Source organism: Thiomonas sp. UBA7699 (assembly GCF_002482605.1).
GTDB lineage: Bacteria > Pseudomonadota > Gammaproteobacteria > Burkholderiales > Burkholderiaceae_C > Thiomonas > Thiomonas arsenitoxydans.
Genome location: NZ_DLGH01000015.1, coordinates 125,353 through 149,924, shown reverse-complemented (window position 1 = coordinate 149,924; position 24,572 = coordinate 125,353). Strand labels below are relative to the sequence as shown.

Below are 24,572 nucleotides of genomic sequence, written 5' to 3'. Positions count from 1 at the left end.
CAAGCCGGTGACAACGTCGGCATCCTGCTGCGCGGCACCAAGCGCGAAGACGTCGAGCGCGGCCAAGTGCTGTGCAAACCCGGCAGCGTCAAGCCCCACACCCACTTCACCGCCGAGATCTACGTGCTCAGCAAAGACGAAGGCGGCCGTCACACCCCCTTCTTCAACAACTACCGTCCCCAGTTCTACTTCCGCACCACCGACGTCACCGGTGCGGTGGAACTGCCCAAGGACAAGGAAATGGTCATGCCCGGCGACAACGTCAGCATCACCGTCAAGCTCATCGCCCCGATCGCGATGGAAGAGGGTCTGCGCTTCGCCATCCGGGAAGGCGGTCGTACCGTCGGCGCCGGGGTGGTGGCCAAGATCATCGAGTAAATCGTTCAACGGAATCGGCCGACGCCGTTCACTTTAGGCGTCGGCCTTCGCTCTTTGAAGAGAACATCATGCAAAATCAGAAAATCCGTATTCGCCTGAAGGCGTTTGATTACAAGCTGATCGATCAGTCCGCGATGGAGATCGTCGATACCGCCAAGCGTACCGGCGCCATTGTTAAAGGCCCCGTGCCGTTGCCGACGCGCCTGCAGCGGTTTGACATCCTGCGCTCGCCCCACGTCAACAAGACTTCACGCGATCAGTTGGAAATCCGCACCCATTTGCGTCTGATGGACATCGTTGATCCGACGGACAAGACGGTAGATGCTTTGATGAAGCTCGATCTGCCTGCGGGTGTCGATGTGGAAATCAAACTGCAGTGAGCGCACTGCCTTGCAGATCGCAGGGCGGTTGATGTATGATTTAAGGCTTTCTTTCTGGCGAGGCCGGAAAGAGAGTTGGCAGTAAAGTTTGGCAGTAATTGACTCAAGCCGCGTAGCTTGAATCGTTTAAATAACTTACGGGCCTGGCCAATCGTAGCCGGGTAGGAGAAAACAATGAGCTCACATTCAATGGGCCTTGTCACGCGCAAGGTCGGAATGACGCGTGTGTTCACCGACGATGGGGCATCCATCGCCGTCACCGTGCTGGATGCGTCTGGCAACCGGGTGTCGCAGGTGCGCACGCAAGATGTGGATGGCTATAGCGCCGTCCAAGTGGCTTACGGCTCTCGCAAGCCGTCACGCCTTACCAAGGGTCAGGCGGGTCACTTGGCGAAAGCCGGGGTCGAGCCGGCGGAAATCCTCAAGGAATTTGATCTGCCCGCTGAAAAAGCGGCTGATTACGCGCTGGGGGCGACGGTTCCCGCTTCGCTGTTTCAGGTGGGGCAGATGGTCGATGCGCAGGGCGTGTCGATCGGCAAGGGCTTCGCTGGCTCGATCAAGCGCCACAATTTTTCGTCCAACCGCGCCTCTCACGGTAACTCGGTCACCACGCGTGCGCCGGGTTCCATCGGTATGGCGCAGGACCCCGGACGTGTGTTTCCTGGCAAGCGCATGGCGGGTCAGATGGGCAATGAAACCGTGACAGTGCAGAACCTGGAAGTGGTTCGCATCGACGAAGTGCGCCAGCTGATCCTCGTCAAGGGTGCGGTGCCGGGCTCGCGTTCGGGCTTTGTGTTTCTGCGTCCCGCGGTCAAGTCTGCGACAGGAGGTCAGTGATGCAGCTCGATTTCATCAATGCGCAGGGCCAGCCTACTGAGAAGTTTGAGGTCAGCCCCGAGGTGTTTGGGCGTGACTTCAACGAAGATCTGGTTCACCAGATCGTGATCGCTTATCAGGCCAATGCGCGCCTGGGCAACCGTGCCCAGAAAGACCGTGCGGTGGTCAAGCACTCGACGCGCAAGCCCTGGAAGCAAAAGGGTACTGGCCGCGCTCGTGCGGGTATGACGTCGTCGCCGCTGTGGCGTGGAGGCGGCAAGATTTTCCCGAATTCGCCGGCCGAGAACTTCACGCACAAGGTCAACAAAAAGGCCTATCGCGCGGGGATGCGTTCACTGTTTTCGCAACTGGCGCGCGAAGGCCGCCTCGTGGTGGTCGACACTTTCACCGTGGAGGCGCCGAAAACCAAGCTGGTTGCCGAGAAGTGCAAGGCGATGGGCTTCGACTCGGTGATGATCATTGCTGACGGTGCGGACGAAAATCTGTTCCTCGCTGCGCGCAATCTGCCGAATGTTCTGGTGGTCGAGCCGCGTTACGCCGATCCGCTGTCCCTTCTGTTCTACAAGAAGGTCGTGATGACCAAGGGTGCAGTCAGCCAACTTCAGGAGATGCTGTCATGACGCAGGCCGTTCTCAATCCGCAGCGTCTGATGCAGGTGCTCAGCACGCCGGTCATTTCGGAAAAGGCGACGATGGTCGCTGAAAAGCGCAATCAAGTCGTGTTTCGCGTCCTGCGTGATGCGACCAAGCCTGAGATCAAGGCTGCCGTCGAACTGCTGTTCAAGGTCGATGTCGAGTCGGTCCAGGTCGCCAACATCAAGGGCAAGGTCAAGCGCACTGCGCGTGGCACGGGCCGTCGCAATCATGTTAAGAAAGCCTATGTCTGCCTGAAGGCGGGCCAAGAGCTGAATTTCGCGCAGGAGGGTATCTAAATGCCCGTCGTCAAAGTCAAACCGACCTCGGCTGGCCGCCGCGCCGTCGTCAAGGTCTCGCACCCGCATCTGTACAAGGGTGAGCCCGAGCGTTCGCTGCTCGAGCCCCAGTTCCAGAAGGCTGGCCGCAACAACAATGGTCATATCACCACGCGCCATCGCGGCGGTGGTCACAAGCACCATTACCGTGTGGTCGATTTCCGTCGCGACAAGGACGGCATTCCGGCTAAGGTCGAACGTATCGAATACGACCCGAACCGTACCGCGCACATTGCCCTGGTGTGCTACGCCGATGGCGAGCGCCGCTACATCATTGCGCCGCGCAACCTCGAAGTGGGCGCTACGTTGATGAGCGGCTCCGAGGCGCCGATTCGTGCGGGCAACACGCTGCCTATCCGCAATATTCCGGTGGGTTCAACCATTCATTGCATCGAAATGCAGCCTGGCAAGGGTGCCCAGATCGCGCGTTCCGCCGGCGCTTCTGCGGTGCTGCTGGCGCGCGAAGGCATTCACGCTCAAGTGCGTATGCGTTCTGGCGAGGTTCGCCGCATTCACATCGAGTGTCGCGCCACGCTGGGTGAGGTGAGCAACGAAGAGCACAACCTGCGCCAGTATGGCAAGGCAGGCGCCAAGCGTTGGCAAGGCATTCGTCCGACTGTGCGTGGGGTGGCCATGAACCCGGTCGATCACCCGCATGGCGGCGGTGAAGGCAAGACAGGCGAAGGCCGCGTGGCGGTCAGCCCGTGGGGTACGCCGACCAAGGGTTATCGCACCCGCAACAACAAGCGCACGCAGAGCATGATCGTGTCGCGTCGTAAGAAGTAAGGGATAGCACATGGCTCGCTCACTCAAAAAAGGTCCATTCTGCGACCAGCATCTGCTGAAGAAAGTTGAAGCTGCTGTCAGCACCAAAGACAAGCGCCCGGTGAAGACCTGGTCGCGTCGTTCCACCATCCTGCCCGAATTCATCGGCGTGACGATTGCCGTGCACAACGGCAAGCAGCATGTTCCGGTCTATGTGTCCGACCAGATGGTGGGCCACAAGCTTGGCGAATTCGCGCTGACGCGGACATTCAAAGGACATCCCGCCGATAAAAAGGCGAAGAAGTAAGGCAGACACATGGAAACTCGTGCAACCCTACGCGGCGTTCGCCTCTCGGCCCAAAAAGGCCGTCTGGTGGCGGATCTGATTCGCGGTAAAAAAGTGGACTCCGCTTTGAACATCCTGGAGTTCTCGCCCAAGAAGGCATCGGGCATCATCAAGAAAGTTCTGGAGTCGGCTATCGCCAACGCCGAGCACAACGATGGCGCCGATGTGGACGAACTGAAGGTGACTCAGATCATGGTGGAAGAGGGTGCAACCCTCAAGCGCTTCAGTGCGCGCGCCAAAGGTCGTGGCAATCGCATCAGCAAGCCCACCTGCCATATTTACATTCAAGTCGGGAACTGAGGACGTCATATGGGACAGAAAATTCATCCGACCGGTTTCCGTCTGGCCGTCACCCGCGGCTGGGCTTCGCGCTGGTATGCGCCGAGCACCCAGTACGCCAAGATGCTCAGCGAAGACATCATGGTGCGCGAATACCTGGCGAAGCGTTTGAAAAATGCCTCGGTGTCGCGCGTGCTCATCGAGCGCCCGGCCAAGAACGCCCGCATCACCATTTACAGCGCCCGCCCGGGTGTGGTGATCGGCAAAAAAGGCGAAGACATTGAAAATCTGAAGGCCGAACTGGCCAAGCGCTTGGGCGTGCCGGTCGCTGTGGATATCGAAGAAGTGCGCAAGCCCGAGATCGATGCCCAACTGATTGCCGACTCCATCACCCAGCAGCTCGAAAAGCGCATTCAGTTCCGCCGCGCCATGAAACGTGCCATGCAGAATGCCATGCGTATGGGCGCTCAGGGTATCAAGATCATGTCCTCTGGCCGACTGAATGGCATCGAAATTGCTCGGCGTGAGTGGTACCGTGAAGGCCGCGTGCCTCTGCAGACCCTGCGTGCGAATATCGACTACGCGACTTCTGAAGCCAAGACGACCTACGGTGTCATCGGCGTAAAGGTGTGGGTTTACAAGGGCGATACGCCGGCCAAGGGCGCTATCGTCCCGGCCAAGGCCGAGCCCGCGGCCCCCGAGGAAGATCGTCGCAATCGCCGTCCTGGCGCAGCCCGTCCTTCCGGTGCTCGTCGTGCCGCACCGGCTGCCGATGGCGAAAAATCCGTTGCTGTCAAGCGCGTGCGCAAACCGGCTCAGTCCGGTGGTGCAACTGGCGCCTAACGACAGCGCTTAAGGAGAAATTTCATGCTACAACCCGCTCGTCGCAAATACCGCAAAGAGCAAAAAGGCCGCAACACGGGCCTGGCTACACGCGGCGCCACGGTGGCCTTTGGTGAGTTCGGCCTGAAGGCGACCACCCGCGGCCGCATTACCGCTCGCCAGATCGAATCGGCTCGTCGCGCGATTTCCCGTCACGTCAAGCGTGGCGGCCGGATCTGGATCCGTGTGTTCCCGGACAAACCGATTTCCATCAAGCCCGCCGAGGTGCGGATGGGTAACGGCAAGGGCAACCCGGAGTACTACGTTTCGGAAGTCCAGCCCGGTCGCGTGCTGTACGAAATCGAAGGTGTGCCCGAGGCTATCGCGCGCGAAGCGTTTGAGCTGGCTGCCGCCAAGCTGCCGTTCCGCACCATTTTTGTCACGCGCCAGATCGGCGCCTAAGGAGAGCGATTTGAAAACTTCCGCTCAACTCACCGAACTGCGCGCCAAGGATATTCCGGCGCTGCAGACCGAACTCGACAGTCTGCTCAAGGCCCACTTCAATCTGCGTATGCAGAAGGGCACGCAGCAGCTTCAGAATACGTGCCAGCTGGGTAACACCAAGCGCGCCATTGCGCGGGTCCGTACCCTGATTCAAGAAAAGAAGGCCAAGGGTTAAGCCATGACTGAACAAAAGAAAGTGCAGCGCACGCTGGTCGGCCGTGTGGTCAGCGACAAGCGGCAGAAGACGGTCACCGTTCTGGTCGAGCGCCGTATTCAGCACCCGATCTATGGCAAGTTGATTGCGCGCTCCAAGAAGTACAGCGCGCACGACGAGTCGGGCCAGTACCACCTGAACGATGTGGTCGAGATCGCGGAATCGCGTCCGATCTCCAAGACCAAGGCGTGGGTGGTCAGTCGTCTGATCACCAAAGGTCAGGTGATCTGATCGCAGTTATCTTCTGCTGATTTGCGTTTTTCAGCCCCTTTTGCGTTTGTTGCGCAGAGGGTGGCTGTATAAATAGATCAGGGCCCGTCGCCCGTTTGTTCCGCCAGATGCGGAGCAGGCGGGCGACGGGCTTTTTGCACTGTTCTTTTTTCCGATCGTCTCACGCCGTCAGAATTGCTTGCACGTCTTGCCTCTGCATACCCGCACAGGATGTACGGTACGCGCGCAACGGACTACAGTGTGTTGAGGGCCCTGACGGCCCCGGCTGATGCCGCCAAGGCTCACAAGGACAAGGCGGTCTCGGCTGAACAACAACACAGCACAGGAGACACAATGAAAACGCCCAAGGCCAAAGAACAGGTAACCGCACCGCCGGTCTGCACGCTGTCGTATATCCATCCCGAGCCGGACAGCCCCTGGCTGACCTATCTGGCCCAGGTCGATCGGGTACTGCCTCATCTGGGGCATTTGGCCCGTTGGGGAGAAACCTTGAAGCGCCCGAAGCGCGCGCTCATCGTCGATGTGCCAATCGAGATGGACGATGGCTCGGTGCGGCACTTCGAGGGCTACCGCGTGCAGCACAACCTGTCGCGCGGACCGGGCAAAGGCGGCGTGCGCTATCACCCCAATGTCACGCTGGAGGAGGTGATGGCGTTGTCGGCCTGGATGACCATCAAGAACGCCGCCGTTGGCCTGCCTTACGGCGGAGCGAAAGGGGGCATTCGGGTGACCCCTTCAGAGCTGTCGCGCAAGGAGCTTGAGCGGCTGACCCGCCGCTATACCAGCGAAATCGGCATCATCATCGGGCCGCAGCAGGATATTCCCGCGCCCGACGTCAACACCAACGGTCAGATCATGGCCTGGATGATGGACACCTATTCCATGAACGTGGGCGCCACCGCCACCGGGGTGGTGACGGGCAAGCCGATTCAGCTCGGAGGTTCTCTCGGTCGGGTCAAGGCCACGGGGCGCGGCGTGTTCGTGACCGGCAGTGAGGCCATCAGGCGCCTGGGCCTTGACGTGAAAAGTTTGAGGATCGCTGTACAGGGCTTCGGCAACGTGGGCGGCACAGCGGCGGAGTTGTTCGCGCAAGCGGGTGCGAAGATCGTGGCAGTGCAGGATCACACCGGCACGATCATTCATGAACAAGGATTGGATGTGGCGGCATTGCTGCGTCATGTCAGCAGTCATGGCGGCGTCGCCGGATTCTCGGGCGCACAAAAAGCCGACGATGAAGCGTTCTGGGATGTGCGCTGTGATGTGTTGATTCCCGCCGCCCTCGAAGGGCAGGTGACGGCCGAGCGCGCCCGCAAAACCACCGCCAAGCTCATACTCGAAGGCGCGAACGGCCCGACCTTGCCCGGCGCAGACGATGTCTGTGCAAGCCGGGGCATTCTTGTCGTCCCCGACGTGATTTGCAATGCGGGTGGCGTGACGGTTTCGTACTTCGAATGGGTGCAAGACTTTTCGAGCTTCTTCTGGGATGAAGACGACATCAACGCCCGCCTCGACAAAATTCTGGGCAATGCCTTGGCCCGGATTTGGGATACCGCAGACCAACTAAAAATCAGCCTGAGAACGGCCGCATTCGTGGTGGCTTGCGAGCGAGTGCTGCAAGCGCGCGAAGAACGCGGCCTTTATCCCTGAAGTCGACTGTCAGCGCCCGGCCCTGGGCGCTCAGAGCTTGGGGCGCGCCACGACGCCGTCATCCAATGACGGCAGCGTCGTGGCCGGGCGGCCCCAGGCTGCGCGTAAACCGTCCAGCAGAAACACGGCAAGGCCCACCCAGACCAGGCCGAATCCGATCATCTTTGCGGCTGCAAAGGGTTCGTGATAAAGCCAGACGCCTAGTGCCAGCTGCAGAGTGGGGGTGATGTACTGCAAAACCCCCAGCAAGGTCATCGACATGCGGCGAGCGCCCGCAGCGAACAGCAGCAGGGGGATGGTGGTGACCGGGCCTGCGGCCACCAGCAGCCAGCGCGTAGAGAGGTCGGCGGAGGCGAACGCGTTCATGCCCTGGGTACTCAACCAGAACAGATAGGCCACAGCCAGCGGGAATAGCACCGCGGTCTCCACGGCGAGGCCTTCAAGCGCGCCCAGCGGCGCGGTCTTTCTGAGCAGCGCGTAGCTGCCGAAGGTGAGCGCCAGGCTGAGACTGATCCAAGGCACATGGCCGACCTCGATCGCCATGACCGTCACGCCCGCCGCAGCAATGGCCAGAGCGACCCACTGCAGACCGCGCAGACGCTCATGCAGAAGAACCGATCCGAGGGCCACGTTGACCAAGGGATTGATGTAGTAGCCCAGGCTTGCGTCCACCACATGGTTGCTGTTCACCGCCCAGATATAGATGCCCCAATTGCTCGAAAGGAGTACGGCACTGAGCGCAAAGCGGGCGAGCAGGGCGGGCTGTTCACGCAGCAGCCGCATCCACGACCAGCGCTTGAGAACCGCCAGCAGCAAAGCGACAAAAAGCAGCGACCACGCCATGCGGTGCGCGAGGATCTGCAGGGAGGGAACCTGTTCGAGCGCCTTGAAGTAAAGCGGAAACAGGCCCCAGATGACGTACGCCGTCAGGGCGTAAACAACGCCGGAATTCATGTGAACGGATGGTTTATTTTGGGCTTGCCGATCACAGATATCGGTAAGCCGGGCTGCACACTGTAGCTGCAGCCGTGAGGATTTGCAGCGCGCGCGGCGCGGCAGCAAAGGAAGGCTCAGACGTTGAACAGAAAATGCAGCACGTCGCCGTCCTTGACGATGTAGTCCTTGCCTTCGGCCCGCATCTTGCCCGCGTCTTTGGCGCCCTGCTCGCCGCCGTACCGGATGAAATCGTCAAACGCGATGGTCTGGGCGCGGATGAAGCCCCGCTCGAAATCGGTGTGAATCACTGCGGCGGCCTGCGGCGCGGTCGCGCCGACATGCACGGTCCAAGCCCGCACTTCCTTCACCCCGGCGGTGAAATAAGTCTGCAACCCAAGAAGTTTGTAGGCAGAGCGAATGAGGCGGTTCAGTCCGGGTTCTTCCTGTCCGAGGTCGGCGAGAAACGCTTGTTTTTCTTCGGCATCAAGCCCGGCGAGTTCGCTCTCCAGCTTGGCGCAGATGGCCACGACTGGGGCGTTTTCCTGGGCCGCATACTCGCGCAGCCGGTCCAGGTGGGGGTTGTTGTCGAAGCCATCCTCCATCACGTTGCCGACGAACATGGCCGGCTTGGCGGTGATGAGGCATAGCGGAGCGATCAGGGCCAGCTCTTCGGCGCTGAGCCCCAGGGCGCGCACCGGGCGGGCTTCGTTGAGCGCGGGGATGATGCGCTCGAGCAGATCGGCAACGCGCTTGGCATCTTTGTCGCCGGAGCGCCCCTGTTTGTTCATACGGTGCAGACTTTTCTCGGCCGTGCCCAGATCGGCCAGGCAGAGTTCGGTCTGGATCACGGCGATGTCCGAGATCGGGTCCACCCGGCCGGCGACGTGAATCACATTCGGGTCTTCAAAGCAGCGCACCACGTTGATGATGGCGTCGGTCTCGCGGATGTGCGCCAAAAACTGGTTGCCCAGCCCCTCGCCCTGGCTCGCGCCAGCCACGAGTCCGGCGATATCGACGAACTCGACCACTGCGGGCAGGACGCGCTGCGGCTTGACGATAGCGGCGAGCTGATCGAGCCGCGGATCGGGCAATTCGACAATGCCGGTGTTGGGCTCGATGGTGCAGAAGGGATAGTTTTCCGCCGGTATGGCGCTTTGGGTCAGCGCATTGAAGAGGGTGGACTTGCCCACGTTGGGCAAGCCCACGATGCCGCATTTCAGGCTCATGGTGTGGGGATGGATGAGCGCGCGCAGGTCGCGCGCGAAGCCAAGGATTGTAGGGGGCCGCCTAATGTTCGATGTGCACCCGCAGCCCCGCAACCCATTGATGACCGGATTTGCCACCGGGGTTCTGAATGTGCTGGATGTCGGGCTGCAGGTAGAGATGGCGGGCGAGTTGCAGCGAGTAAACCGCCTCGACCACGGTTTCGCTGGGCAGCGCCTGCAAACGCGCCTGTGCTACGCCCAAGGTGAGCACGTCGGCAGGGCGGGCGGCGTTCAGCCCCTGAATCCGCACGCCCGCACCGAGATAGCCTTGTACCGGGTTGGACGCAGCCGGGCTCCAGCCGCCTTGCAGGAAAGCGGCCCAATCGCGTCGGTCGGCGTCTTTCCAGCGCCATTCATTCACCGCATACAAGCCGCTGCTATCGGGGCCGTAGGCTGAAGTGCTTTGCTGCAGATGCCAAGCGCCCAGTTTCAGCGTGCCCTGCGTGTGTTCGGCCTCGCCCCAGGAGCGATCAGCCTCGGCGATCCACAGCGCGCCGCGATGGAGGGCGCCCGTCATGCCCGGAGGGTCGCCCTGCCACACGCCCGCTTGCGCCGACCAGCCGTTGCCCAAGGCGAGCCCGCCCATCAGCCCCAGGCCGGGATTGGGGTAGGTGGCGATATTGGCATTGGAGGTCAGCGTCGGGGCGATGCCGAATGAGGCATTGTGCAAATGGCCGGCCACGCCTGTGGTGTCGAACGTATTGTTCACGTCCATGATGCCGCCCTGCACAAAGCCCGGGCCGAACTGCTGGCGGTAGCTGAGCTGATAGACACGAAGGAAATTGGGCGCCCAGAGGTTGCTCGGCAACTGCACCGTGTTGGTCACCGTTTGCAGATTGCCATGGCTGCGCAGGCCCATGAGCATGAGGTCGAACTGGCCGCCCTGCCACCAGCCGGCCTGCGCTGTGTCCAGAGTGAGTGCAGCTTGAAAGGCGGCCACCGAGACGGCCTGGCGCGCGCCCTTGCCGCCGATGACCCCCAGCGTTTCTGCGTCGAGGTGCAAAGACGTGCTCAAACCCTGGTTCCAGGTTTGGCTCGGGGGCGTGATAGGGGCGGTATAGGGCGCAAGCTGCAGACCACTGTCGGTGGTCTGCGCCCAAACGGGAGCGAGTGCAGCGGCGGCGACGACCCCGGCAACTGGAAAAAAGCGCAAACAGTTCATCGGCAAGATTCGCAAATAATAACAACTCTTATTTGCGATTATGCCTGAGCCGTCTGGACACGATCCGCCACCAATCGGCCATCGAGCATTTCCAGCACCCGGTCGCAGCGTGCGGCGATGCGCGGGTCGTGCGTCACCAGCAGCACCGCGCAGCCGAAAGACTGGTTGAAGCGGCGGAACAACGCGAACACCTCGTCGGCGGCGCGTGAGTCGAGGTTGCCGGTGGGCTCGTCGGCCAGCAGGATGGGCGGGCGGATCATCAGCGCCCGGGCGATGGCTACCCGCTGCTGCTGGCCGCCGGAGAGTTCGGTCGGGCGTTTGTGGGCGTGCATCGCCAGCCCGACGGCGTCGAGCAGTTCGAGGGCGCGCTCGCGCGTGGCGGCATCGGGCTTTGCACCGCCGAGCAGCGCGGGCATCATCACGTTGTCGATCACGCTGAAGGCGTTGATCAGGTGGTGGAACTGGAACACGAAGCCCAGCGAGCGGCCGCGCAGGGCAGTGCGCTCGGTATCGTTCAAATCCACGGTGGGACGGCCCTGCACATGAATTTCGCCGCGGGTGGGCGTGTCGAGCAGGCCGATGAGGTTGAGCAGGGTGCTCTTGCCCGAACCGGACGGGCCGATAAGCGCGGCAAACTCTCCGCCCTGCAGCGTGAGGTCGATGCCGTGCAACACCTCCACTTCGAGCGGCGTGCCCACGCCATAGGCCTTGCGCAGGCCGTCAAGGCGCAGCACAGGGGGCGGGGATGGGGTGACGGCGCTGTTCATCGCAGGGGTCAGACGGTGCGAATGGCCTCGACCGGATCGAGGTGCGACGCCCGCCGCGCCGGTGCGAATGCGGCGACGATGCCCGCTAGCGTGGCGATCAGCATGGCTTGCGGCACCAGCCAGGGGCTGATGGTGACCGGAAACAATCGCGGCCCCGAGGTGTTGAACACATACACCAGACTCACCCCGAGCAGCGCGCCGATGGTGGAGCCGATCAGCCCGAGCACGCCGCCCTGGATGAGAAACACCGACATCATGCGCAGCCGGGTGGCGCCCATGGCGCGCAGGATGCCGATTTCGCGTGTGCGCTGCACCACGCTGACCGCCAGCACGCTGGCGATGCCCAGCGCCACCGACAGGGCGATGGAAAGGCGGATGATGTTGGTGGACAGCGACTGTGAGCGCAGCGCGTTGAGCAACTGGCTGTTGGTCGTCATCCAGCTCTCGGCCTTGACGTCGAAGGTACGGGCGATGCGTGCAGCAATCGCCTGCGCGCTGAACAGATCGTGCACGCTCAGGTCGATTTCAGTGGTCGAGCCGGGCAAGCCCAACAGCGTTTGCGCCTGCTGCAAGCCGAGATAAACCTGGCGCTCGTCCACGTCCCGCACGCCGATGGTGAAAATGCCCGCCACGCGGAACGCCTGCGCCTGGCCCGAGGGGCCGGTCAGGCGCAGCGTGTCGCCGATGCTCAGGCCGAGATCGGAGGCCAGACGCGAGCCGATGAGGATTTTTTCCGCGCCCACGGCAAACTGTCCGGCAACGATGTCGGTATTGATGGGAATGATGTGCACATAGCTCGATGGCTCGATGCCAAGAATGGCCACTGCGCGCACCGCATTGCCGCGCTGGGCAAATGCCGGGCCCGATACCACGGGGGTGGCCGCCTTCACGTCGGGCATGCCGCGGATGGCGTGCAGCACCGCGGCGGCGTTGTCGATGCCGCGCAGGCGCTGCGGTCGCGGGTCGATGCGCGACAAATAGGTGGTGTCGGGCGCGGGCGGCGGGGTCAGCGGCACCAGATCGGGCGCCTTCACCACGATCTGCGGCTGACTGCCCAGGGTGCGGTTGACGATATTGCCTTGCAGCCCGGTGACCAGGGCGGTGATGAACACGATCACCGCCGAGCCCACGGCAATGCCGATGAGAATGAGCAGCGACTGCGCGCGGCCATCGCGCAAAAACTGCAGGGCGATATTCCAGGACAGGCGCATGGGCGAAGCGGCTCGCGGTCTCAGCGGCCCGGCATGGGCAGATCGTTGCCCGAAGCCGCCGAACTGGCAGCGGCGCTGGGCAGCGGCAGCGTCTGCAACCGCACGCGCTCTCCCGGCGCCACACTATTGCCCGCCAGGACCGACTCGCCAGAGGACAGGCCGGAGACCACCTGCGTCAGCGTCAGCCCTTGCAGCCCCAGCTTGACCTGCTGCGCCTGCGCCCTGCCGCCCCGCAGCACCAGCACCGTGGCCTGATCGCCGTTCACGCTGCGCAGCGCGTCGTTGGGCACGACCAGGGTATTGCGCCGCTGCGCGGTGACGATGTCGGCCGACACCGTCATGTCCTGCTTGAGCCAGGCAGGCGGGGAGGGCACGCGCAGGCGCACTTCCAGAGTGCCCGTGGTGCGGTCGACCTGCGGCGCGAGAAAACTCACCTGCGCGGCGAAGCTGCGGTCGGGGTAAGCATCCGCCACACACTGCGCCTGCTGCCCGATCTGCAGATTGCCAATGCTTTGTTCGTTGACCGGCAGCAGGATTTCCGTCGCCCCGTCCATCGCCAGAGTAAAAAGCGTCTGCCCGGGCGTGACCGTATCGCCCACTTCCACATTGCGCGCGAGCACCACGCCCGACACCCCGGCGCGCACCACATTGCGCGCATTCACCGCGCTGGCGGCATTGAGCGCGGCTTCAAGGACGCGCTGTTGTGCGCCGCCGGGCGCCACGGCGTTGTAAGCCGCCTGGGCGCTGTCGCGCTGCTGACGGGCGTTTCGCAGGGCGGTCTGCGCCTGTTCGAGTTGCTGCGCCGAGCCGCCTCCCGCGTCGAACACACCCTGAGCGCGTTTCAGGTCGCGCTCAGCCTGCTCGACCTGCACCTTGGCCTGCGCCAGCGCGGCGGCGGCCTGCGGACGTGATTGTTCAACCAGCTGGCGCAGCGCCGCCCGCGCCTGGTCGAGCTGGGCAGAAGTCTGGTCGGCTCGCAGTTCCAGCAACACCTGCCCGGCCTTGACATGCGCGCCGCGATCGACCAGCCGTTTCACCACGGTGCCGGTGATTTCGCTCGCCACCTGCACTCTGGACGGGGTGATCACATAGCCGGTGGCCACCACGTTTTGCACCAGATTGCGGGTCTCGATTTTGTAGCCGGGCACGACGGGCGGACGGCTGCGCCACCACAGCACGGCAGCCGCAATGGCCAGTGCGAGCAGCACCCAAAGCAGGCGCTGCCAGGGAAATCGGGAGGTTTTGGACGGGGCGGGCATGAGTTGAACGGCGGAGATTTTCGACGCCCGGAGTGGCGTCGGGGCGAAAGTTGAACATCATAGAGAGGAGATAAGTGCTGCGCTGCGGGGTTTGTTCGCTGCCGCAGGCGCTGTTGCGCTGCGACAAAGTGCGGAACCATTTTGAGGTCAGAAAACGCCCACGCACGCTTGCCAGTAAGTGCCCGTTCTGCTTCAATCGAAGCCTTCAGACGCAGAACGCTATCACCTCACCATGACCGCAAACCGCTTGTTTTTTGGTTTTTGGTATTTCTCGCACCGCACCGGCGGAGGGAGAGGCTGAAGCGCGACTGAATAACGCAGCTCACAAATCCTCAAAAACCGCCGGCCCAGCCCGGCGGTTTTTTTTCGGGCTGGTGTGGCGAAAACCACGCGGTGCAAACCCCCATGTACGAAGCCCATACCCCAAGTGATCTTGCCGTTGCCTCGGCGGCGGCCTCCCTGTCCTCAATGCTTGCTGGAGAAATTCCGATGCCGTCCAAATCCGCCGCAGAAACCTTGCACAAACCGCAGGAGGACAAGACCTCCCGCACCGACAACGCCCGCATCAAGCACATCGTGCCCCTGCCGCCGCCCGAGCATCTGATCCGATTCTTTCCCATCGCCGACACCCCGGTGGAAGCGCTGGTGGCCGATACCCGCCACGCCTTGCATCGCATCATCCACGGCGAGGCCGACCGGCTGTTGCTCATCATCGGCCCGTGCTCGATCCACGACCCCAAGGCTGCGCTCGACTACGCCCAGCGGCTGGCGGTGTTGCGCAAACAACATGCGGGCGAGCTGGAAATCGTCATGCGGGTGTATTTCGAAAAACCGCGCACCACGGTGGGCTGGAAGGGGCTGATCAACGATCCGTATCTGGACGAGAGTTTTCGCATCGATGAAGGGCTGCGCATCGCCCGCGAGGTGCTGATCGACATCAATCGTCTGGGCGTGCCTGCTGGCAGCGAATTTCTCGACGTGATTTCGCCGCAATACATCGCCGATCTCATCTCGTGGGGCGCCATCGGCGCGCGCACCACCGAGAGCCAGGTGCACCGCGAGCTGGCTTCGGGGTTGTCGGCGCCGATCGGGTTCAAGAACGGTACCGATGGCAGTCTGCGCATCGCCATCGACGCGATTCACGCTGCGCGTCGGCCGCACTCGTTTCTGTCGGTACACAAGAACGGCCAAGTAGCCATCGTGCAGACCCGCGGCAATAAAGACACCCACGTCATTCTGCGCGGCGGCAAGACGCCGAACTACGACGCCGCCAGCGTGCGCGAGGCCTGCGCCGCACTCGAAGAGGCCAAGCTCGACTGCCGCCTGATGATCGACTGTTCGCATGCCAACAGCGCCAAGCAGCACATGCGTCAGCTCGACGTGGCGCGCGACATCGCCGCGCAACTGGCTGCTGGAGAGCGCTGCATTTTCGGCGTCATGGCCGAGAGCCATCTGCACGGCGGGGCGCAAAAGTTCACCGCAGGCAAGGACGACCCGTCCAAGCTGCAGTACGGCCAAAGCATCACCGACGCCTGCCTGCCGTGGGACGATTCGGTCGAATTGATGCAGGTGCTGGCCGACGGCGTCAAAGCACGGCGCAAACACAAGTCAGCGAAGTAAGCTTTTACTTTGTCATGCAACCGTAGGAGACCCCATGCCCGCCATCCGTATCGACCTTTTCGAGGGCCGCAGCCCCGAGGTGAAAAAACAGCTGATTGAAGCCATCACGCAGGCCGTGGTGGACACGCTCAAGTGTTCGCCCGACGCGGTGGACATCATTCTCAACGAGGTGCCCAAGGCGCACTGGGCCACCGGCGGCAAGCTGTGGAGCGAGCCGCGCGAGTGAACGTCCAGTTTCAGACGGGAGCGCCACATGGTGGGCTATAAGTGGTTTGAATCGCTGATGGAGCAGGCCAACAAGCTGCTTCATGTGTTCATGGCCGTCGTGCTGCTCGTGGCCAGCCTGCTGCTGATCTGGCAGTTCGGGCAGGACGTGGTGCAGACCGTGCGTTCCGGCGCGGTGGCGCAGGGGTTTTTGCATGCGCTGGGCAATCTGTTCATCCTCTGGGTGCTGTCTTCGCTGATTTCCGCCGAAATCCGTTACATGCGCACCGGCAATTTTTCGGTGCTGGTGTTCATCGAGGCCGCACTCATCACTTTGTTGCGACAGCTCATCATCATTCCGGTCGAGAGCCAGGGGCAGTTGCAGAACTGGGCCTGGACTTACGGCCTGATCACCGCAGCGGTCGTGGCGGTGGGCATCACTTACTTTCTGGTGCGCCGGGTGATGCCGGGCGAGCAGGGGGCAGACCCCGGAAGTTGATTGACTACCGAAAAGTACTGAATCTTTCGCTTTATCCTTCCATTCACTTCCTGTCATCTCATCAATAGACTCATGGCCTGAAATGCCCCGCATCGTTCGCCGGGCGCCCCAACGAGGAGAGGGAATCATGGCCAGAATGCGCGCGGTGGATGCCGCAGTTTTAGTGCTCGAAAAAGAAGGCGTGCATCAGGCCTTCGGTGTGCCGGGTGCGGCGATCAACCCGCTGTATTCCGCGCTGCGCAAGAACGGCCACATCGCGCATGTGCTGGCGCGCCACGTCGAGGCGGCATCGCATATGGCTGAGGGCTACACCCGCACCGCGCCGGGCCATATCGGCGTGTGCATCGGCACTTCCGGCCCGGCGGGTACCGACATGATCACCGGGTTGTATTCGGCCATTGCCGACTCCATTCCCATTCTGTGCATCACCGGCCAGGCCCCGCGCGCGCGGCTGTACAAGGAAGACTTTCAGGCGGTGGACATCGAGTCCATCGCCAAGCCGGTGTGCAAGTGGGCGGTCACCGTGCGCGAGCCCGCGCTGGTGCCGCAAGTGTTTCAGCAGGCGTTCCATGTGATGCGCTCGGGCCGTCCGGGGCCGGTGCTGATCGATCTGCCGCTGGACGTTCAGCTCGCCGAAATCGAATTCGATCCCGACACCTACGCGCCGCTGGCGGTGTACAAGCCCACGGCGACCAAGGCGCAGATTGAAAAGGCGCTGGACATGCTCGAAGCGTCCGAGCGCCCGCTGATCGTCGCGGGCGGCGGCGTGATCAATGCCGATGCCACCGATCTGCTGGTGCAGTTCGCCGAGTTGACCGGCGTGCCGGTGATTCCTACGCTGATGGGCTGGGGCGCGATTGGCGACAGCCACCCGCTCATGGCGGGCATGGTCGGTCTGCAAACCTCGCACCGTGGCGGCAACGCCAACTTGCTGGCTTCCGACCTGGTGCTGGGCATCGGCAACCGCTGGGCCAACCGCCACACCGGCTCGCCCGAGGTGTATGCCAAGGGCCGCAAGATTCTGCATGTGGACATCGAGCCCACGCAGATCGGCCGGGTGTTCATGCCCGATTACGGCATCACCTCCGATGCCAAGGCGGCGCTCGAACTGTTCATTGCCGTGGCGCGCGAGCGCAAGGCGGCGGGCAAGCTCAAAGACCGCAGCGCCTGGGCGAGCGCCTGCCGCGAGCGGGTGCAAACCCTGCTGCGCAAGTGGGACTACGACCAGATTCCCATCAAGCCCCACCGCGTTTACAAGGAGATGGTCGAGTTTTTCGACGCCAACACGCGCTATGTCACCACCATCGGCCTGTCGCAAATCGCGGCGGCGCAGTTGCTCAAGGTGGAAAAGCCGCGCCACTGGATCAACGCCGGCCAGGCGGGCCCGCTGGGCTGGACCATGCCCGCTGCGCTGGGCGTGCGCGTGGCCGATCCGACCGCGGATGTGGTGGCCATTTCCGGCGACTACGACTTCCAGTTTCTCATCGAGGAACTGGCAGTGGGCGCGCAGTTCAAGCTGCCATACATCCACATCGTGGTCAACAACTCCTACCTCGGCCTCATCCGCCAGGGCCAGCGCCAGTTCGACATGGACTTTTGCGTGCAACTCTCGTTCGACAACGTCAACTCGCCCGAAGTCAGCGGTTACGGTATCGACTTCGTCAAGGTGACCGAAGGGCTGGGCTGCAAGGCCATACGCGTGTTCGATCCCAATCAAATCCAGCCCGCGCTGGCGCAGGCGCGGCAGTTGATGAAGGAGTTTGCCGTGCCCGTGGTGGTTGAAATCATTCTGGAGCGCGTGACCAATATCTCCATGGGTGGTGAAATCGACGCCATCACCGAATTCGATCCTGTGATTGATCTCGTTCCTGCTTAAGGACTGAACCATGCCCCAATTTGCCGCCAACCTCACCATGCTCTTCACCGAAGAGCCTTTCATCGACCGTTTTGAAGCTGCCGCCAAAGCCGGTTTCAAGGCGGTGGAATTTCTCTTTCCCTACGCCCACACCGCGCAGCAGGTGCGCAACGCCGCGCAGCAAGCCGGTGTGCAGATCGTGCTGCACAACCTGCCCGCGGGCGACTGGGACGCGGGCGAGCGCGGCATCGCCTGCCTGCCCGACCGGGTGAATGAATTCCGCGAGGGCGTGGCCCGCGCCATCGACTACGCCACAGCGCTGGGCGTCACCCAACTCAACTGTCTGGCGGGCAAGGCCCCGGCGGGCGCCGACCCCGCCTTGCTGCGCGCCACCATGGTCGGCAACCTGCGTTACGCCGCGGCGCAACTCGGCGCCCACGGCATCCGTCTGCTGATCGAGCCGATCAACACCTTCGACATTCCCGGTTTTTACCTGCACGGCACGGCGCAGGCGCTGGCCCTTATGGACGAGGTGGGCAGCGACAACCTGTTCCTGCAGTACGACATCTATCACATGCAACGCATGGAAGGCGAGCTGGCCGCGACGATGCAAAAGCACCTGCCGCGCATCGCCCACATCCAACTGGCCGACAACCCCGGGCGCAACGAGCCGGGCACTGGCGAGATCAACTACGCCTTCCTGTTCCAGCACCTCGACCGTATCGGCTACACCGGCCACATCGGCTGCGAATACAAGCCCAAGACCACCACGACCGCTGGGCTGGGCTGGCTGGCCGGGCTGTAAACCCAACCCCACGTTCACAATAAAACGGAGATCGACATGGCAACACTGGGATTCATCGGACTGGGCATCATGGGCACGCCCATGGCGGGCCATTTGCTGGCGGGCGGGCATACGCTGTACGTCCACACCCGCAGCAAAGTGCCGCAAGCCCTGCTCGACGCAGGCGCCAAGCCTTGCGCCAGCAATGCCGAAGTGGCGCAAAAGGCCGACATCATTTTCACCATGGTGCCCGACACGCCCGATGTGCAGCAGGTGCTGTTCGCCGACGATGGCGTGGCCCAGGGGCTGACGCCGGGCAAGATCGTGGTGGATATGAGCTCCATCGGGCCGATGGAAACCAAGGCTTTCGCCCAGCAGATCAACGCGCTGGGTTGCGAGTATCTGGATGCGCCGGTGTCTGGCGGCGAGGTCGGCGCCAAGGCCGCGAGCCTGACCATCATGGTCGGCGGCAAGCAGGAGGTGTTCGACAAGGTCGAGCCCCTGTTCAAACTCATGGGCAAGAACATCACCCGGGTCGGCGACAATGGCGACGGCCAGACCTGCAAGGTGGCCAACCAGATCATCGTCGCGCTCAACATCCAGGCCGTGGCCGAGGCGCTGCTGTTCGCCAGCAAGGCCGGGGCCGATCCGGCCAAGGTGCGCCAGGCGCTGATGGGCGGCTTCGCGGCCTCACGCATTCTCGAAGTGCACGGCGAGCGCATGGTCAAGCGCACCTTCCAGCCGGGCTTTCGCATTAACCTGCACCAGAAAGATCTGAACCTGGCGCTGTCGGGTGCGAAGCAACTCGGTGTGGCACTGCCCAACACCGCCGTGGCGCAGCAACTCATGTCGGCCTGCACCGCCAACGGCATGGACGGGCTCGATCACTCCGCGCTGTGCCGTGCGGTGGAGCTGATGAGCCACCACACCATTGCGCCGGACGCCTGAGACGACTGCAGCGACTGCCCCATGACCCTGCCTAGCGCCACTGACGAGCCCGTCGCGTTTCTGCGTGCCCTGTTCGACGTGGCCGTGGCCCGCGCGCAGCCGCGCAGCATCATGGCGCCGTTTCTGCCGCCGCCGCCCAAGGGTCGCACTCTGGTGATCGGTGCGGGCAAGGCCAGCGGCGCCATGGTCGAGGCGCTCGACGCGTTGTGGCCGCAGGACGCGCCGATTTCCGGGCTCGTCGCGACGCGCTATGGCTATGTCCCCCCCGCGCTGTGCGACAAACCGGGCCGCATCGAACTGGTCGAAACGGCGCACCCCGTGCCCGACGCCGCAGGGGAAGCGGCCGCGCGGCGCATGCTGGCGCTCACCCAGGGTCTCACCGCCGATGATCTCGTCGTCTGCCTCATCTCCGGCGGCGGCTCGGCGCTGCTGCCTCTGCCCGCCGAGGGGCTGACCCTGGCCGACAAACAGCGCATCAACCGCGAACTGCTGATGAGCGGCGCCACCATTGGAGAAATGAACTGCGTGCGCAAGCACCTCTCGGCCATCAAGGGCGGACGGCTCGCCGCCGCCTGCGCGCCCGCACAGGTGCTCACGCTGCTGATCTCTGACGTGCCCGGCGACGATCCCGCGACCATCGCCAGCGGCCCCACCGTGCCCGATCCCACCACCTGCGCGCAGGCGCTGGAAATCATCGAGCGTTACGGCATCGGCATTCCCGTGAGCATCCGTGCCGGGCTGCAGAGCGGCGCGCTGGAGACGCCCAAGCCGGGCGACGCCGTGTTCAGCGGCAACCGCGTCGAACTCATCGCCACCCCGCGGCAAATGCTGCAAGCCGTGGCAGAGGCTTGCGCGCAGGCGGGTGTGCCCGCGCATGTCCTGGCCGACGATATGGAAGGCGAATCGCGCGACATCGCGCTGGCGCATGCGGCGCTGGCCCGCAGCGTGGCGCGTCATGGCACGCCTTTCGCCAAGCCCTGCGTCATCCTCTCCGGCGGTGAGACGACCGTGACCGTGGCCAAAGGCAGCACGCCCGGCAAGGGCGGGCGCGGCACCGAGTTTCTGCTCGCCCTGGCGCTGGCCCTCGACGGCGAGGCGGGCGTCTGGGCGCTGGCCGGGGACACCGACGGCATCGACGGCAGCGAAGACAACGCCGGCGCCTGGATCACGCCCGACACCCTCACCCGCGCCCGCGCCGCCGGGCTGAACCCCCGCACTGTGCTCGACGGCCACGACGCCTACTCCCTGTTCGCCGCCACTGGCGACCTGCTGGTGCCAGGGCCGACTTACACCAACGTCAACGATTTCCGCGCCGTGCTGGTGCTTTGATTCCTTCGTAAAAGCCCCGCGGTAAAACCTGTTTACAGCGCATGCTGGCATACTGCGGCAGCCCGTTTTTTCGGAGGTCGCCATGCCGCAGTCTGCCCCGTCCAACGATCCCTTGCGTCCACCGCCGCCGCGCCGCGTGGGCTGGCTGGTGGCCGTGTTGTTGATTGTGGCGCTGGTCGTGCTGGGCTATGCCAACCGCGAGCGTCTGCAAAAGTGGACGCAGGCCTGGATGGGCCATACGGCCGCTGTGCCCACGGCAGCCTCCGCCCCCGCAAAGACAAGCAGCGCGCCCGCCGCGCCCGGCAGTGCGCCCCAGCCTGCGGCCTCGGTGGCCCCGGTGGCATCAGCGCCGCTGCAACTGCCCGCCAGCACGGCCTCGCTGCCCGCCTTGCACCACAGCGATGCGACGGTGCTGCAAGAGCTCGGCGCCTTGCTCGGCAAGCCTGGGTTGGCTTGGCTGGTGCCGCGCCATCTCATCCTGCACTTTGTCGCCACGGTGGACAACCTGACGCGGAAGACCGTGCCGCAGCAGGTCTGGCCGGTGCATCCCGTTCCCGGCGCGCTGCGCACCACGGGGCAGGGGGCCGATCTGGCCATCGCGCCGGACAATGCCCGCCGCTATGCGCCTTATGTGCAGATGCTCACCGCCATCTCGCCGCAGCGCGCCGCGCAGCTTTATGTGCAGCTCTACCCGCTGTGCGAGCAGGCGTGGCGCGAGCTGGGGCATCCCAAAAGCGCGTTCAACGACCGCCTGCTGGCCGTGATCGCCAATCTGCTGCAGGCACCCGAGCCGCAGGGGGCGGTGCTGTTGCGCCAGCCCAAGGTGCTCTACACCTACGCCGACCCGGCGCTCGAAGCCGCCCCGGCGGGGCAGAAAATCCTCATGCGCATGGGGCTGGAGAACGAGCGCGCGGTCAAGGACTGGCTGCAGCAGTTCCGTCAGGATTTGCGGGCGCAGATGCAGCCTGCGGCAACAGCGCCTTCGCCTGCGCAATGAAGTTGCGCAGCGGCGGCTGCGGATCATCGCGCCGCCACACCAAGAGCACCTCGGTGCTGGCCTGCACATCGGCCAGCGGCCGGTAGGCGACCCAGGGCAACTGGGCGCGCTGCATCGACGCAGCGACGATGCCCACGCCCAATCCGGCCGAGATCAGCCCGATGAGGGTGGGCATTTCGTGCACTTCCTGCGCGGTGTGCGGGCTGAAACCCGCCTGGGCGCACAGCGCCAGCGTCTGTTCGCGCAGACCGGCGCCCAGGCTGGCGCTGTAGATCACAAAGGGTTGGTCGCGCAGATCGTTCAGGCGCAGACTGGCCCGCGCGGCCAGGGGGTGGTCGGCATGGAGAGCGGCCAACAAGGGCTCGCGCTGCACCACCAGGGTGGACAGGCGGGGGTCGTGCATCAGTTGCGTGGTGCGGATGAAGCCCAGATCGAGGCGGTGCGCGAGCAGGTCGTCGATCTGCGATTGCGAAGGCTGCTCGCGCAGATCGAGCGCGACCTGCGGCCAGGCGGCGCGAAAGTCGCGCAGCAGCCGGGGCATCACATCGGTGAAGGGCATCGAGCCGGCAAAGCCCACGGCCAGCCTGCCGGTCTCGCCGCGGCCGACCTGCCGGGTCTGCGCAACGGCGTGTTCCACCGCGTCGAGAATGCTCCGCGCCAGCGGCAGCAGGGCGTCGCCAGCGGCCGTGCGCTGCACTCCGCTGCGCCCGCGGGTGAACAAGGGCACGCCGAGCTCGGCTTCCAGCGCCTGAATCTGCTGGCTCAGCGGCGGTTGCGACACGTGCAGGCGCTGCGCGGCTCGGGTGAAGTGGCGCTCTTCGGCCACGGCGACGAAGTAGCGCAGATGGCGTAAGTCCATATCGAAATCAGATCAGAGTTTTAGAAAATGATATTTCACCTATCAAACAGGCGGACTTAAGCTGTTATGAGGCGGGGCAAGCTGGCCTCGCCGTATCGCCCCCGAATCATCCCGCCCATGTCCACCACCGCTTTGTCCCCATCGCTTCAGGATGCCGCAGGCCCGCCCGAGTGGCTCCGCCGCGCCGCGGTGACGGCGGCGGGCATGTGCGCGTTTTTCACCATGTACCTCACGCAGGGCCTGCTGCCCAGCCTGCAGTCGGTGTTCCACGCCAGCGTGGCCGAGCTCAGTCTGACCATCACCTTCACCACCCTGGCGGTCGCGGTGGCGGCGCCGTTTTCAGGCATCGCGGCAGACCGCTTCGGCCGCAAGCGGGTGCTGCTGGTCTCGCTTGCGGGGCTGGGGTTGTCTACCCTGCTGGCGGCCACGGCCACCTCGCTGCACGGCCTGCTAGTGTGGCGGGCGATCGAGGGCTTGTGCATTCCCGGCGTGTTCACCGCGACGGTGGCCTATATCAGCGAGGAATGGCCGCCCTCCGAAGTTCCGGCGGTGACCGCGCTCTACATCTCGGGCTCAGTGGCCGGGGGCTTCAGCGGACGCTTCATCGCGGGCATGGTCACCGCGCACGCGGGCTGGCAGGCGGCTTTTGTGGTGCTGGGTGCAATCAATCTGCTGTTCCTGCTGTTGATTGCGCGCGGCTTGCCCGCATCGCGCCGTTTTGCCGCAAGCCGCGGCGGGGTGCGCGCCGCTTTGTCCGGCTTCGCCTTGCACCTGCGCAACCCCAAATTGCTCGGCACCTACGCCATCGGCTTTGGCATTCTGTTCTCGCAGGTCTGCACTTTCACCTATGTGAGCTTTCATCTGGCGGCGCCGCCCTATGGCTTTGACCTCAAGGATCTGAGCCTGCTGTTCACCGTGTATCTGGTGGGCATGGTGGCCACGCCGCTGGCGGGCAAGCTGGCGTGGAAATTTGGCAAGCGGCGGGTGTTCGTTGCGGCGGTGGCGCTGGGCAGCGGGGGCATGTTGCTGACCCTGCTCAGTCCGGTCTGGGCCATCGTGCTGGGGCTGACGCTGAGTTCCGGCGGCGTGTTCATCGCGCAGTCGATGGCCACGGCGCAGGTGCCCGCGCTCGCGGGTCAGGCGCGGTCAGCCGCCGTTGGGCTGTATGTGCTGTGCTACTACGTGGGCGGCAGCGTGGGCGCTTTCGGCCCGGCCTGGGTCTGGGCGCACGCGGGCTGGGCCGGGTGTGTGGCGCTGGTGCTGATTGCTCAACTGGCCATCGGTGTGGCGGCTTGGCGGATTTGGGCTACACCAGCCGCGCGATGACGTAGGCGAGGAAAGACAGCAGGATGCTGGAGCCGAAGGGAAATAGCCATTCCCGGCCGAACAGTTTGATGGTGAAGTCCAGCGGCATGCGGCCGATGCCGAAACGGCGCAGATGGGGCAGCAGCGCCGAAAACACGATGGACGCGAGAATGAAAACGATCAGCCAGCGCATGGTCGG

At 63.8% G+C, this 24,572-nt stretch carries 28 protein-coding genes and 2 pseudogenes; 22 read left to right on the top strand and 8 right to left on the bottom strand.

Translation table 11 applies throughout. The features are described 5' to 3' along the window. The 13 genes and pseudogenes from tuf to B3H47_RS06165 all read left to right on the top strand — a co-directional run. Positions 1-378 (top strand): annotated as a pseudogene (tuf, locus tag B3H47_RS06225) (elongation factor Tu); the annotation flags it as partial. Positions 379-446: 68 nt separating this feature from the next. Continuing rightward, positions 447-758: a 30S ribosomal protein S10 gene (gene rpsJ, locus B3H47_RS06220; RefSeq protein WP_013107280.1), complete on the top strand. Its 312-nt coding sequence runs from the start codon at positions 447-449 to the stop codon at positions 756-758. Between the two features lie 174 nt (positions 759-932). Then, complete coding sequence (gene rplC / locus B3H47_RS06215; protein ID WP_286730124.1) at positions 933-1,595, top strand: 50S ribosomal protein L3; 663 nt, start codon at positions 933-935, stop codon at positions 1,593-1,595. Continuing rightward, entirely contained in the window at positions 1,595-2,215 is a 621-nt protein-coding gene (gene rplD, locus B3H47_RS06210) for a 50S ribosomal protein L4 (protein ID WP_286730123.1), read from the top strand. The genes rplC and rplD overlap by 1 nt, the downstream gene beginning before the upstream one ends. Next, entirely contained in the window at positions 2,212-2,526 is a 315-nt protein-coding gene (gene rplW, locus B3H47_RS06205) for a 50S ribosomal protein L23 (RefSeq protein ID WP_013124320.1), read from the top strand. The genes rplD and rplW overlap by 4 nt, the downstream gene beginning before the upstream one ends. Then, a complete protein-coding gene (gene rplB / locus B3H47_RS06200) occupies positions 2,527-3,351 on the top strand; it encodes a 50S ribosomal protein L2 (RefSeq protein WP_013107276.1) in 825 nt (274 codons plus the stop codon). Positions 3,352-3,361: 10 nt separating this feature from the next. Beyond that, positions 3,362-3,637 carry a 30S ribosomal protein S19 gene (gene rpsS, locus B3H47_RS06195; RefSeq protein WP_013107275.1) on the top strand — a complete coding sequence of 92 codons (276 nt, stop codon included), beginning with the start codon at positions 3,362-3,364 and terminating at the stop codon, positions 3,635-3,637. A gap of 9 nt (positions 3,638-3,646) precedes the next feature. Further along, positions 3,647-3,976, top strand: coding sequence for a 50S ribosomal protein L22 (gene rplV, locus B3H47_RS06190; protein WP_013107274.1), 330 nt, complete (start codon positions 3,647-3,649; stop codon positions 3,974-3,976). Between the two features lie 9 nt (positions 3,977-3,985). Then, positions 3,986-4,798: a 30S ribosomal protein S3 gene (rpsC, locus tag B3H47_RS06185; protein ID WP_276729681.1), complete on the top strand. Its 813-nt coding sequence runs from the start codon at positions 3,986-3,988 to the stop codon at positions 4,796-4,798. 24 nt (positions 4,799-4,822) lie between these two features. Then, the gene (rplP, locus tag B3H47_RS06180) at positions 4,823-5,239 is read left to right on the top strand and encodes a 50S ribosomal protein L16 (RefSeq protein WP_013107272.1); all 417 of its coding nucleotides are present in this window, start codon (positions 4,823-4,825) and stop codon (positions 5,237-5,239) included. 10 nt (positions 5,240-5,249) lie between these two features. Continuing rightward, positions 5,250-5,456, top strand: coding sequence for a 50S ribosomal protein L29 (gene rpmC / locus B3H47_RS06175; protein WP_013107271.1), 207 nt, complete (start codon positions 5,250-5,252; stop codon positions 5,454-5,456). Between the two features lie 3 nt (positions 5,457-5,459). Further along, positions 5,460-5,726: a 30S ribosomal protein S17 gene (rpsQ, locus tag B3H47_RS06170; RefSeq protein ID WP_013107270.1), complete on the top strand. Its 267-nt coding sequence runs from the start codon at positions 5,460-5,462 to the stop codon at positions 5,724-5,726. A 333-nt stretch (positions 5,727-6,059) separates the two neighbouring features. Next, positions 6,060-7,373: a Glu/Leu/Phe/Val family dehydrogenase gene (locus B3H47_RS06165; protein WP_286730122.1), complete on the top strand. Its 1,314-nt coding sequence runs from the start codon at positions 6,060-6,062 to the stop codon at positions 7,371-7,373. Between the two features lie 30 nt (positions 7,374-7,403). On the opposite strand, the gene rarD is transcribed toward B3H47_RS06165, so the two are convergent. From rarD to B3H47_RS06135, 6 genes are all read right to left on the bottom strand, one after another. After that, positions 7,404-8,327 carry an EamA family transporter RarD gene (rarD, locus tag B3H47_RS06160; protein WP_286730121.1) on the bottom strand — a complete coding sequence of 308 codons (924 nt, stop codon included), beginning with the start codon at positions 8,325-8,327 and terminating at the stop codon, positions 7,404-7,406. Between the two features lie 116 nt (positions 8,328-8,443). Beyond that, complete coding sequence (ychF, locus tag B3H47_RS06155; RefSeq protein ID WP_013107267.1) at positions 8,444-9,535, bottom strand: redox-regulated ATPase YchF; 1,092 nt, start codon at positions 9,533-9,535, stop codon at positions 8,444-8,446. Positions 9,536-9,596: 61 nt separating this feature from the next. Beyond that, positions 9,597-10,736: a carbohydrate porin gene (locus tag B3H47_RS06150; protein ID WP_286730120.1), complete on the bottom strand. Its 1,140-nt coding sequence runs from the start codon at positions 10,734-10,736 to the stop codon at positions 9,597-9,599. 38 nt (positions 10,737-10,774) lie between these two features. Then, positions 10,775-11,503 carry an ABC transporter ATP-binding protein gene (locus tag B3H47_RS06145; protein WP_286730119.1) on the bottom strand — a complete coding sequence of 243 codons (729 nt, stop codon included), beginning with the start codon at positions 11,501-11,503 and terminating at the stop codon, positions 10,775-10,777. 8 nt (positions 11,504-11,511) lie between these two features. Further along, a complete protein-coding gene (locus B3H47_RS06140; RefSeq protein ID WP_013124312.1) occupies positions 11,512-12,714 on the bottom strand; it encodes an ABC transporter permease in 1,203 nt (400 codons plus the stop codon). Positions 12,715-12,734: 20 nt separating this feature from the next. Continuing rightward, entirely contained in the window at positions 12,735-13,973 is a 1,239-nt protein-coding gene (locus tag B3H47_RS06135) for an efflux RND transporter periplasmic adaptor subunit (RefSeq protein WP_286986477.1), read from the bottom strand. Between the two features lie 489 nt (positions 13,974-14,462). Here B3H47_RS06135 and B3H47_RS06130 point away from each other — a divergent pair, with 489 nt between their 5' ends. The 8 genes and pseudogenes from B3H47_RS06130 (at position 14,463) to B3H47_RS06095 (ending at position 22,209) form a co-directional block, all read left to right on the top strand. Next, a complete protein-coding gene (locus tag B3H47_RS06130; RefSeq protein ID WP_286986476.1) occupies positions 14,463-15,593 on the top strand; it encodes a 3-deoxy-7-phosphoheptulonate synthase in 1,131 nt (376 codons plus the stop codon). A gap of 34 nt (positions 15,594-15,627) precedes the next feature. After that, positions 15,628-15,819: a 4-oxalocrotonate tautomerase gene (locus B3H47_RS06125; RefSeq protein ID WP_013107261.1), complete on the top strand. Its 192-nt coding sequence runs from the start codon at positions 15,628-15,630 to the stop codon at positions 15,817-15,819. A gap of 27 nt (positions 15,820-15,846) precedes the next feature. Further along, positions 15,847-16,296, top strand: a complete 450-nt coding sequence (locus B3H47_RS06120) for a phosphate-starvation-inducible PsiE family protein (RefSeq protein ID WP_286986475.1) — start codon at positions 15,847-15,849, stop codon at positions 16,294-16,296. A 127-nt stretch (positions 16,297-16,423) separates the two neighbouring features. Continuing rightward, complete coding sequence (gene gcl, locus B3H47_RS06115; RefSeq protein WP_286986474.1) at positions 16,424-18,172, top strand: glyoxylate carboligase; 1,749 nt, start codon at positions 16,424-16,426, stop codon at positions 18,170-18,172. A 10-nt stretch (positions 18,173-18,182) separates the two neighbouring features. Beyond that, positions 18,183-18,956 (top strand): hydroxypyruvate isomerase, encoded by a 774-nt coding sequence (gene hyi, locus B3H47_RS06110; protein WP_286986473.1) that lies wholly within the window; start codon positions 18,183-18,185, stop codon positions 18,954-18,956. 27 nt (positions 18,957-18,983) lie between these two features. Continuing rightward, positions 18,984-19,883: pseudogene (locus tag B3H47_RS06105) on the top strand (2-hydroxy-3-oxopropionate reductase); the annotation flags it as partial. 21 nt (positions 19,884-19,904) lie between these two features. Next, positions 19,905-21,212, top strand: coding sequence for a glycerate kinase type-2 family protein (locus tag B3H47_RS06100; protein ID WP_286986472.1), 1,308 nt, complete (start codon positions 19,905-19,907; stop codon positions 21,210-21,212). Between the two features lie 82 nt (positions 21,213-21,294). Next, positions 21,295-22,209 carry a DUF3014 domain-containing protein gene (locus B3H47_RS06095; RefSeq protein ID WP_286986470.1) on the top strand — a complete coding sequence of 305 codons (915 nt, stop codon included), beginning with the start codon at positions 21,295-21,297 and terminating at the stop codon, positions 22,207-22,209. Here the strand turns inward: B3H47_RS06095 and B3H47_RS06090 are convergent. After that, entirely contained in the window at positions 22,127-23,068 is a 942-nt protein-coding gene (locus tag B3H47_RS06090) for a LysR substrate-binding domain-containing protein (RefSeq protein ID WP_286986469.1), read from the bottom strand. The two genes, B3H47_RS06095 and B3H47_RS06090, sit on opposite strands and share 83 nt — an antisense overlap. A 117-nt stretch (positions 23,069-23,185) precedes the next feature. Between B3H47_RS06090 and B3H47_RS06085 the strand changes: the two genes are divergently transcribed. Continuing rightward, positions 23,186-24,394, top strand: a complete 1,209-nt coding sequence (locus B3H47_RS06085; protein WP_286986468.1) for an MFS transporter — start codon at positions 23,186-23,188, stop codon at positions 24,392-24,394. On the opposite strand, the gene B3H47_RS06080 is transcribed toward B3H47_RS06085, so the two are convergent. Next, positions 24,375-24,566 (bottom strand): DUF2905 domain-containing protein, encoded by a 192-nt coding sequence (locus B3H47_RS06080; protein WP_286730111.1) that lies wholly within the window; start codon positions 24,564-24,566, stop codon positions 24,375-24,377. The two genes, B3H47_RS06085 and B3H47_RS06080, sit on opposite strands and share 20 nt — an antisense overlap. Between the last annotated feature and the right edge of the window lie 6 nt (positions 24,567-24,572).

Coding starts and splice junctions, on each gene's coding strand:
- rpsC (WP_276729681.1), top strand. CDS start 3,986: ATGGGACAGAAAATTCATCCGACCGGTTTCCGTCTGGCCGTCACCCGC.
- B3H47_RS06120 (WP_286986475.1), top strand. CDS start 15,847: ATGGTGGGCTATAAGTGGTTTGAATCGCTGATGGAGCAGGCCAACAAG.
- rplC (WP_286730124.1), top strand. CDS start 933: ATGAGCTCACATTCAATGGGCCTTGTCACGCGCAAGGTCGGAATGACG.
- B3H47_RS06125 (WP_013107261.1), top strand. CDS start 15,628: ATGCCCGCCATCCGTATCGACCTTTTCGAGGGCCGCAGCCCCGAGGTG.
- gcl (WP_286986474.1), top strand. CDS start 16,424: ATGGCCAGAATGCGCGCGGTGGATGCCGCAGTTTTAGTGCTCGAAAAA.
- B3H47_RS06150 (WP_286730120.1), bottom strand. CDS start 10,736: ATGAACTGTTTGCGCTTTTTTCCAGTTGCCGGGGTCGTCGCCGCCGCT.
- ychF (WP_013107267.1), bottom strand. CDS start 9,535: ATGAGCCTGAAATGCGGCATCGTGGGCTTGCCCAACGTGGGCAAGTCC.
- B3H47_RS06130 (WP_286986476.1), top strand. CDS start 14,463: ATGCCGTCCAAATCCGCCGCAGAAACCTTGCACAAACCGCAGGAGGAC.
- B3H47_RS06080 (WP_286730111.1), bottom strand. CDS start 24,566: ATGCGCTGGCTGATCGTTTTCATTCTCGCGTCCATCGTGTTTTCGGCG.
- rpsQ (WP_013107270.1), top strand. CDS start 5,460: ATGACTGAACAAAAGAAAGTGCAGCGCACGCTGGTCGGCCGTGTGGTC.
- rplB (WP_013107276.1), top strand. CDS start 2,527: ATGCCCGTCGTCAAAGTCAAACCGACCTCGGCTGGCCGCCGCGCCGTC.
- B3H47_RS06165 (WP_286730122.1), top strand. CDS start 6,060: ATGAAAACGCCCAAGGCCAAAGAACAGGTAACCGCACCGCCGGTCTGC.
- B3H47_RS06100 (WP_286986472.1), top strand. CDS start 19,905: ATGACCCTGCCTAGCGCCACTGACGAGCCCGTCGCGTTTCTGCGTGCC.
- rpsJ (WP_013107280.1), top strand. CDS start 447: ATGCAAAATCAGAAAATCCGTATTCGCCTGAAGGCGTTTGATTACAAG.
- B3H47_RS06095 (WP_286986470.1), top strand. CDS start 21,295: ATGCCGCAGTCTGCCCCGTCCAACGATCCCTTGCGTCCACCGCCGCCG.
- rplV (WP_013107274.1), top strand. CDS start 3,647: ATGGAAACTCGTGCAACCCTACGCGGCGTTCGCCTCTCGGCCCAAAAA.
- B3H47_RS06090 (WP_286986469.1), bottom strand. CDS start 23,068: ATGGACTTACGCCATCTGCGCTACTTCGTCGCCGTGGCCGAAGAGCGC.
- B3H47_RS06085 (WP_286986468.1), top strand. CDS start 23,186: ATGTCCACCACCGCTTTGTCCCCATCGCTTCAGGATGCCGCAGGCCCG.
- rplP (WP_013107272.1), top strand. CDS start 4,823: ATGCTACAACCCGCTCGTCGCAAATACCGCAAAGAGCAAAAAGGCCGC.
- B3H47_RS06140 (WP_013124312.1), bottom strand. CDS start 12,714: ATGCGCCTGTCCTGGAATATCGCCCTGCAGTTTTTGCGCGATGGCCGC.
- B3H47_RS06135 (WP_286986477.1), bottom strand. CDS start 13,973: ATGCCCGCCCCGTCCAAAACCTCCCGATTTCCCTGGCAGCGCCTGCTT.
- rarD (WP_286730121.1), bottom strand. CDS start 8,327: ATGAATTCCGGCGTTGTTTACGCCCTGACGGCGTACGTCATCTGGGGC.
- rplW (WP_013124320.1), top strand. CDS start 2,212: ATGACGCAGGCCGTTCTCAATCCGCAGCGTCTGATGCAGGTGCTCAGC.
- B3H47_RS06145 (WP_286730119.1), bottom strand. CDS start 11,503: ATGAACAGCGCCGTCACCCCATCCCCGCCCCCTGTGCTGCGCCTTGAC.
- rplD (WP_286730123.1), top strand. CDS start 1,595: ATGCAGCTCGATTTCATCAATGCGCAGGGCCAGCCTACTGAGAAGTTT.
- rpsS (WP_013107275.1), top strand. CDS start 3,362: ATGGCTCGCTCACTCAAAAAAGGTCCATTCTGCGACCAGCATCTGCTG.
- hyi (WP_286986473.1), top strand. CDS start 18,183: ATGCCCCAATTTGCCGCCAACCTCACCATGCTCTTCACCGAAGAGCCT.